Origin of the sequence: Enterococcus sp. DIV2385 (assembly GCF_051711925.1) — a bacterium.
In the GTDB taxonomy this organism is placed as follows: Bacteria; Bacillota; Bacilli; order Lactobacillales; family Enterococcaceae; genus Enterococcus; species Enterococcus faecalis.
Window position 1 is genome coordinate 2,302,240 of the sequence record NZ_JBIONV010000001.1, and the last position, 7,761, is coordinate 2,310,000.

At 38.3% G+C, this 7,761-nt stretch carries 10 protein-coding genes (1 of these 10 only partly in view); all 10 read right to left on the reverse strand.

The features are described 5' to 3' along the window. Positions 1 to 12: 12 nt before the first annotated feature. A complete protein-coding gene (gene fabG / locus IGM04_RS11135; protein ID WP_002356283.1) occupies positions 13 to 750 on the reverse strand; it encodes a 3-oxoacyl-[acyl-carrier-protein] reductase in 738 nt (245 codons plus the stop codon). 3 nt (positions 751 to 753) lie between these two features. Further along, a complete protein-coding gene (fabD, locus tag IGM04_RS11140; protein WP_002356280.1) occupies positions 754 to 1,683 on the reverse strand; it encodes an ACP S-malonyltransferase in 930 nt (309 codons plus the stop codon). A gap of 32 nt (positions 1,684 to 1,715) precedes the next feature. Further along, the gene (gene fabK / locus IGM04_RS11145) at positions 1,716 to 2,672 is read right to left on the reverse strand and encodes an enoyl-[acyl-carrier-protein] reductase FabK (protein ID WP_086317981.1); all 957 of its coding nucleotides are present in this window, start codon (positions 2,670 to 2,672) and stop codon (positions 1,716 to 1,718) included. 136 nt (positions 2,673 to 2,808) lie between these two features. Then, positions 2,809 to 3,036 carry an acyl carrier protein gene (locus tag IGM04_RS11150; protein ID WP_002356278.1) on the reverse strand — a complete coding sequence of 76 codons (228 nt, stop codon included), beginning with the start codon at positions 3,034 to 3,036 and terminating at the stop codon, positions 2,809 to 2,811. A 52-nt stretch (positions 3,037 to 3,088) separates the two neighbouring features. After that, positions 3,089 to 4,054: a beta-ketoacyl-ACP synthase III gene (locus tag IGM04_RS11155; protein WP_002359378.1), complete on the reverse strand. Its 966-nt coding sequence runs from the start codon at positions 4,052 to 4,054 to the stop codon at positions 3,089 to 3,091. 15 nt (positions 4,055 to 4,069) lie between these two features. Next, on the reverse strand, positions 4,070 to 4,510 hold the full coding sequence (fabT, locus tag IGM04_RS11160; RefSeq protein ID WP_002362455.1) for a fatty acid biosynthesis transcriptional regulator FabT: 441 nt from the start codon (positions 4,508 to 4,510) through the stop codon (positions 4,070 to 4,072). A gap of 391 nt (positions 4,511 to 4,901) precedes the next feature. Continuing rightward, entirely contained in the window at positions 4,902 to 5,132 is a 231-nt protein-coding gene (locus tag IGM04_RS11165) for a YkuJ family protein (protein WP_002379802.1), read from the reverse strand. A gap of 100 nt (positions 5,133 to 5,232) precedes the next feature. Then, the gene (locus IGM04_RS11170; RefSeq protein ID WP_002359377.1) at positions 5,233 to 6,123 is read right to left on the reverse strand and encodes an NAD(P)-dependent oxidoreductase; all 891 of its coding nucleotides are present in this window, start codon (positions 6,121 to 6,123) and stop codon (positions 5,233 to 5,235) included. Between the two features lie 72 nt (positions 6,124 to 6,195). After that, positions 6,196 to 7,419 (reverse strand): cell wall glycolipid biosynthesis glucosyltransferase BgsB, encoded by a 1,224-nt coding sequence (gene bgsB, locus IGM04_RS11175; protein ID WP_002389260.1) that lies wholly within the window; start codon positions 7,417 to 7,419, stop codon positions 6,196 to 6,198. Positions 7,420 to 7,465: 46 nt separating this feature from the next. Then, positions 7,466 to 7,761: the final stretch of a cell wall glycolipid biosynthesis glucosyltransferase BgsA gene (gene bgsA, locus IGM04_RS11180; protein ID WP_086317980.1), read on the reverse strand. Its footprint extends 709 nt past the window's final position; 296 of the gene's 1,005 nt are visible here — the last part of the coding sequence; its start codon lies off the right edge, out of view; the stop codon is at positions 7,466 to 7,468.

Here is a 7,761-nt window from a genome sequence, read left to right on the forward strand (position 1 = left end):
GACTCCTTTCGTTTATCCGTGCATGACTAAGCCGCCATCAACATTCACGACTTGCCCAGTAATATAGGGACTTTTAGCTAAGAAAATCGCTGTAGCTGCGACATCTTCGACTTGCCCAAACGTTTGTAAGGGAATTTGCGCATTCATTTGTGTTTTAACTTTTTCCGATAAAACATCCGTCATTTCTGTTTGGATAAACCCTGGTGCAATCGCATTGCAGGTAATACCGCGCGGCGCAACTTCTCGTGCCACCGATTTAGTAAAACCAACGACACCGGCTTTACTCGCAGCGTAGTTTGCTTGACCAACATTTCCCATTAAACCAGAAACGCTAGCCATATTAATAATCCGACCACTTCGTTGTTTCATCATACGTTTAACCGCTTGTTGGGTCATGTTAAAAGTTCCTACCAAGTTAATATCTAAACAGGCATTAAAATCCTCTTTTGTCATTCGTAATAATAATTTATCATTCGTAATCCCAGCGTTATTCACCAGAATATCAATCGAGCCTAATTGGTCAACGGTTGCTTGAATCATCTCACCTGCTGCATCAAAATCGGAAATATCTCCAGAAAGGCCAATACATTTTACCCCAAAGGCTTCAATTTCTTGTCGTTGTTCTGGCGTAATCTCACTCCGACCGTTTAAAACAATATTGGCGCCCTCTTTCGCAAAAGCCAACGCAACTGCTTTGCCAATCCCACGAGTGCTTCCAGTAATAAATACGTTTTTCCCTGTTAATTCCATTTTTTACCTCCCAGTAAGTGCTGTTAACGTTTCTGTTAATGTTGCAACATCTTCCACACGGTGCATTTCAATTGTTTTGTCAATTTTTTTAACAAAACCAGTTAATGTTTTCCCTGGACCAACTTCAATCATCGTTCCCACGTTCATAGCCTTCATCGTTTCGATACTGTCTTCAAAACGTACCGCAGACATGACTTGCTTTTCCAATAACGCTTGAATTGCCTCTTGGGGCATAATTTCGGCAGTCGTATTACTAATGACAGGAATTTGCATCGTTTGAAAGTTCAATTTTGCTAAATCCTGAGCCAATTTTTTTGATGCTGGTTGTAACAGCGCCGTATGGAAAGGGCCACTCACATTTAACGGAATCATTCGTTTCACACCAGCTTCTTTGAGAAGTGTCATCGCTTGATCAACAGCAGCAACCTCACCACCAATCACGATTTGTTGTGGTGTATTATAATTTGCTGGAGCCACAATTCCGAAAGCACTGGCTTCTTGGCAGGCTTTCTCAATTACTTCACGCTCAGCATTCATAACAGCAACCATTTTGCCAGTTCCTTGTGGTGCTGCTTCTGTCATGTACTGACCGCGCTTTTGGACCAAGGCCACTGCTTCTGAAAAGCGCAAAGCCCCGCTGGCAACCAAAGCACTGTATTCCCCTAAGCTTAAACCCGCTACGACATCAGGCGTTAGTCCTTTTTGTTGCAAAAGACGGTAAAATGCGACACTGACTGTTAAAATAGCAGGTTGCGTATATTCTGTTTCATTTAAACGTTCATTTTCAGTAAAACAAAGTTCTGCCATCTCATAACCTAAGATATGACTTGCTTCATCGAAAGTTTCCCGAACAATCGCTTCTTGGTGATATAATTCTTCACCCATCCCTTGATACTGGGCTCCTTGTCCACTAAATAAAATCGCTGTTTTCATACGACACCTCATTTTTTGTTAAAATTATTCACTTAGCCCCAACGCTGATTCATCTTATGTACAATCGCTTTGCATTCAGACATGAGTGAATCAATGATTTCTTGGGCTGTTTCTTCTTTTTTTATTAACCCGGCAATTTGTCCCGCCATGACGGAACCGTAATCCATATCCCCGTCAACGACAGCTTTGCGCAAAGCGCCCTGACCAATTTTTTCAAACATTTCTAAATCAGGCACTTCTTTTTGGAGTTCTTGCTTTTCTAATTGATTATATTGAGCGGTTAATTTATTTTTTAAAGTACGCACTGGATGGCCAAAATGTTGGCAGGTAATTACTGCATCTAAATCACGTGCCTTTAAAACTTTCTGTTTATAATCTGGATGAACGTTGCATTCTTTGGCAATTAAAAAACGTGTGCCTAACTGGACTGCTTCAGCACCTAACATAAAGGCCGCAGCCATACCACGACCGTCACCAATCCCACCTGCTGCAATCACAGGAATTGACACAGCGTCAACGATTTGCGGTAAGCCACTCATAGTGGTTAACTTGCCAATATGTCCACCAGCTTCCATTCCTTCAAAAATGACAGCATCGGCACCAATCTTTTTCATTCTTTTTGCTAAAGCAACAGAAGGAACTACTGGTATTACTTTAATGTTATGTTCTTTAAAACGAGCCATGTATTTGGCTGGATTGCCCGCACCTGTCGTTACGACAGGAACCTGTTCTTCACAAACCAAATCGACAATTTCATCGGCAAAAGGTGAGAGTAACATGATATTGACACCAAAGGGTTGCTCCGTTAATTCTTTAACTTTTTTAATTTCTTTTTTTACGACTTCTTTTGGGGCATTGCCGCCAGCAATAATCCCTAATCCACCAGCGTTTGACACGGCACTTGCTAATGAAGCATCGGCTACCCAAGCCATACCGCCCTGAAAAATGGGATAATTAATTCCAAGCAACTCACATAACTGTTGATTCATTGATTTTATACGTCCTTTAGTTCTAAGATAAGTACACTTCATTCAAGTAAAAAAGGATTTTTCCGGCTTATTTACTTGTTTTTTTAGGGACTGGGTCATTTAGCAATTAAATGTCCCAGCCCCCTATTTTCATGTATTAGTTTGCTTGTTGTTTTTCTACATATGTTACTAAATCTTGAACGGTTTGGATGCCATCTTCTGTTTCGATTTTCACATCAAATTCATCTTCGATTTCGTTAATGATTTGGAATAAATCTAAGCTATCCGCGTCTAATTCTTCTTGAATGTTTGTAGTTAATTGTACCTCTTCAGCATCTTTTCCTAATTCTTCTACGATAATTGCTTGAATTTTTTCAAATACCATGTGTATATTCCTCCAAAATAGTCATTTTCTTCATTTATATGTGAACAGTTTTTTACAGCGTTAGGAGCAGTGAGCCCCATGTTAAGCCGCCGCCAAATCCTGTTAGCACCACGCGTTGTTGGGAACCTAAAATTAAGGTCCCATTTTCAACTGCTTCATCCAACAAGATGGGAATGCTAGCAGCTGAGGTATTGCCATATTTATCCATATTCGTTAAAAACTTCTCGCGGGAAATCTTCGTCTTACGTGCAATTTTATCGATAATGCGCACATTTGCTTGATGTAGTAGAAGATAATCCACGGTTTCGTCCGTCACGAGGGATAAAATATTTTGTGAAACATCTTTAATCGCAAAATCAAAAATACTACGTCCTTCCATCTGTAGCGTCTTACTAGCCTGCTCATGCCCCTGATAAAAAGGACTTTCGTTGATCGTGTAGCCTGACGTTAAAGCCGCCCAGCGTTGCCCGTCTGCTTGTAATTTTTCATTTAGAAAATGCGGTGTCTCAGCCGCTTCAATCAAGACGCCGGCAGCCCCATCACCGAAAAGCACCGCTGTGGAGCGATCGGTCCAATCCAACATTTTGGAAAATGTTTCGCCACCAATTACTAGACCTGTTTGATAACGACCACTTAGGACTAGTTTTTCTGCCATGCTTAAGGCATAGACAAAACCAGAACACGCTGCACTGATGTCAAAAGCAAAGGCCTCAGTGGCGCCAATTGCGCCTTGCACTTGGCAAGCAACAGAAGGCATATTGAAATCTGGTGTCACTGTTGCAACTAAAATAAAGTCAATCTCACTTGCTTGCTTTCCAGATTTTTCCAATAACTGTTTTGCGACTTGATGACATAAATCAGACGTATTTTCTTGCGTAACGATACGACGTTCACTAATGCCTGTTCGCGAATGTATCCATTCATCAGAGGTATCCATCATTTCACTCAGTTGGTGATTCGTGACACAATTCTCTGGAACATAACGGCTTGTACAACTAATTCGTGCATAATTCTTCATGGGGATCCTCACTTTTTATTTGTATTCTTGCAAGAAATCATGAAGATTTTTTAGTGCTCTTAACAGCGCTTGTTCTTCTTCTTGCTCCATGCCTTTCAAAATGTTTTTAACCATTTCACGATGAAAATGCTGATGGACTCTAAAAAGTAATTTTCCCTTTTTGGTTAAGCCAAGCTTTACTACACGTCGATCATCTTCACTACGCAAACGTTCAACATAGCCTTTTTTAACTAAGTTGTTAATCGCTACAGTAAGTGTTCCGACGGTAATTGACAGTTCCTTGGCTACTTCTGAAGACGTTTTTTTCTTGTACATACCAATTGCTTCGATTGTGTGCATCTCCGTAATGGATAAATCATTAAATTGTGATTTTTTCAATTCAGATTCTTCAATCGTTAAGATGTCATTAAAGACACTGACTAAGTAATCGTTGACTGTTTCTAAATTAGGTTCCATTCTGTGCACCATCCATATACTTTGATTATCAAAACATTTGATGTTCAAACTATATCGTAAATAAGCAAAGAATGCAAGAGAATTTTCTATATTTTTAATGAAATATTCTTCAAATATTTCAAAAAAGGCGCATTTTCAAGGGACGAGGCTTTAAAAAAAAAAGGATCAATTACTTTGATACCCAAACTATTTTCACAGAAAAAGGAAAGAAGTGCAACTAAAAAGCATCACTGGCACTCCCCTGATTGAGAAGTGCCAGTGATTTTTGTTATATAATTCTTAAACTCCCACTAAGCTATTGCTACAACTTGACTGGATAATACGAGAAGAGAGTGAACCAGAAGCTTTGGTGCTTCTACTCCACTCCCTTATTAAAATGTAGGACGATTAATTATTGAATTAAGTCGTAAATTTCCATTGCTACAATATCGATGTTATCGAATTGATAGCTTTGGTGCGTATCAGATTCTGTTAATTCAAATGTTTCTGTTGATTTATCAAAACTTACAATACATTTCTCTACGCCTTCACGTTCAAAGCGGCGTACTTGTACTTCATTATCTGCTGCTTCGATCATTGCTTCCAGTCTCTTAATAATCGCCACAAGTTGTGAATGTTTCATCAGTGGGCCTCCTTTTGCAAACTAGTTCTGTACCATTGTAACAAAACATTGCCTAACTTGCATGATTTTTCGTCATTTTTTTTGATTTTTTTGTTGTTCTTTAATTTTTATTCGTTGGTTGCTTGCCATCTGTCCACCAAAGCTTAATCAAGGCCTGTGTGCCATCATTTTCAAACCCTTTATCTGCAAGGCTTTCATATAATTCTGTCGCTTTTTGCGTCGCTGGTAATGGAAGGTCAAGTTTTTTTGCTTCATCTAACGCAATCTTTAAATCTTTGATAAAATGTTTAACAAAAAAGCCTGGCGTATAATCTTCTTTTAAAATACGTGGTCCATAATTACTTAATGACCAGTTTGCAGCACTGCCACCACCGACTGTTTCCAGAACTTTTTCTAAAGTTAATCCTGTCGCATTTGCGTAAACGAGCATTTCAGTCAAACCGGTCATTGTGCCTGCAATCATTAACTGATTCGCCATCTTAGTGTGTTGCCCTTTTCCAGCTGAGCCATGTAGCATAAACGTTTTACCAAATGTTTTGAAAATTGGTAAGACGGTCTCATAACTTTCTTGATCGCCACCAACCATAATTGTTAAAGTACCATTTTTAGCACCTAAGTCACCACCAGAAACTGGCGCATCCAACGCATGAGCACCCACTTCTGCTGCTTTTTTGGCAATCTTTTCAGCCAAGGTGGGTGTACTTGTGGTTAAATCTACTACTATTTTACCTGTAAGATCTGCTTGAAAAATCCCTGTTTCATTAAAATACACGCCTTCAACATCTGAAGGAAAGCCAACCATTGTAAAAATGATATCGCTGGCTTCCGCAATTGCTTTTGGCGTATCATACCAAACTGCTCCTTCAGCAACTAAATCATCTGTTTTACTTTTTGTTCGATTATAAACATTGACAGATAAATTGTTTTTCATCATATTACGAATAATTGATTTCCCCATGACACCCGTTCCAATAAAGCCGATTTTAGACATAGTAGCTTCCTCCGTTCTTAAAATAAAAAACTTTCCTCCTTCAGTATAAACGAAGGAGGAAAGTTTTGCAGTTTATTTTCTTAAAGATGTAAATTTTACTTTAATTTTTTTTATTGAGTCCGCATTTTCTTTTTCCATTTGAAGTTGATCAAAGTAAATCAATGTATCTTGATAAAATTCAATCATTTTATTGCCAAAGTTTGTAGAAGAAATTTCAAATAATTTTTCATCTAAAATAGTTTGGTCCATTTTAATATTTGCTTGTATATAGTCAATCAATGTTGGGGCAAAATCACTGTCTGTCTTAAAAGTTTTGCCTAAGCTTTCATGATCAAATAAATTATTTAAATAGGCGTTCCCTTCTGCAACACATTGAACACCAGCAGCCATCGCTTCTGTATAAGTTAAGCCTTGTGTTTCCGACGTTGAGGCGCTGACAAAATAGTCAGCAGCTTTATAATAAATCGCGACTTCTTCATTTGGCACTTCACCCGTAAATTGAACATATTCACTGACTTCTAGTTCTTCTGCTAATTCTTTTAAATCCTCTAAATAGGGACCATTTCCAACTATTACTAAACGAGTTTGTGGTAATTTTTCAATAATTTGTGGTAATCCTTGAATAATTGCTTGAATATTTTTTTCATAAGAAATTCGACTTAACGATAACAACATAATCTGTTGCTCTTCAATACCTAGTTGTTGACGCATTCCAGCGATCATTTCTTCAGTAATATCGGGACGTAAAAACTTATCAATTTCGATCCCTGTTGGAATAATTCTCATTGGTGCGGTCACTCCATAATCCCGTAATTTTTCAATTACACGTTCACTGGGACAAACAACACCTGTCGTATGATTTGTAAACACTCTTGAAAAGAATTTAACATGTGATGGACGGACAACTTTTCCTTTAGCAATATAATGTAAGTAATCTTCATACATTGTATGATACGTATGGATGACAGGGATTTTCATTTTTTTCCCAACCATTTTCCCTAAAATACCCGCACCAAATTCAGTATGTGTATGAATTAAATCTAATTCCAACTCTTTGGCAATTAAATAGGCATACCACATACCGCGAACCACTACTCGGCGATCTTTAAAAGATACGAATGGCACACTAGGCATTCGTATGACATCTTCTTCAAAATCAGTCGCGTTAGGATCGGTTGTCGTAAAAATATACACTTCATGGCCGTGCTTTTCTAATTCATCTTTTAAGGTCTTAATAGAAGTCGCTACCCCACTCACTTGCGGGAAATACGTATCAGTAAAAAAACCAATTTTCACTCTCATTACCTCCATTTCATCTAACAATAACTGCCTTCAATATTTGTTAAGATAAGACTGTTTCGTAGACTTCTTTTAACTCGTAACCAATTTGCTTGATACTTCTTTGCTCTGCTACTTGATAGCCTGCTTCTCTAGTGCTAGGTATTTTCCCTTCTAATAAGCCTTCAATATATTTTTTAAATTCTTCAATAGAATGACCCATATAACAATTTTCATTAGCTACTAGCCAGCCTTGGTAAACTGGAATATCACGCACTAAAACTTGTTGCTGACTAGCTAATGCTTCTAAGACAACAATTCCTTCCGTTTCTTCACGCGAAGGGAAAAAGAAAAGATTCG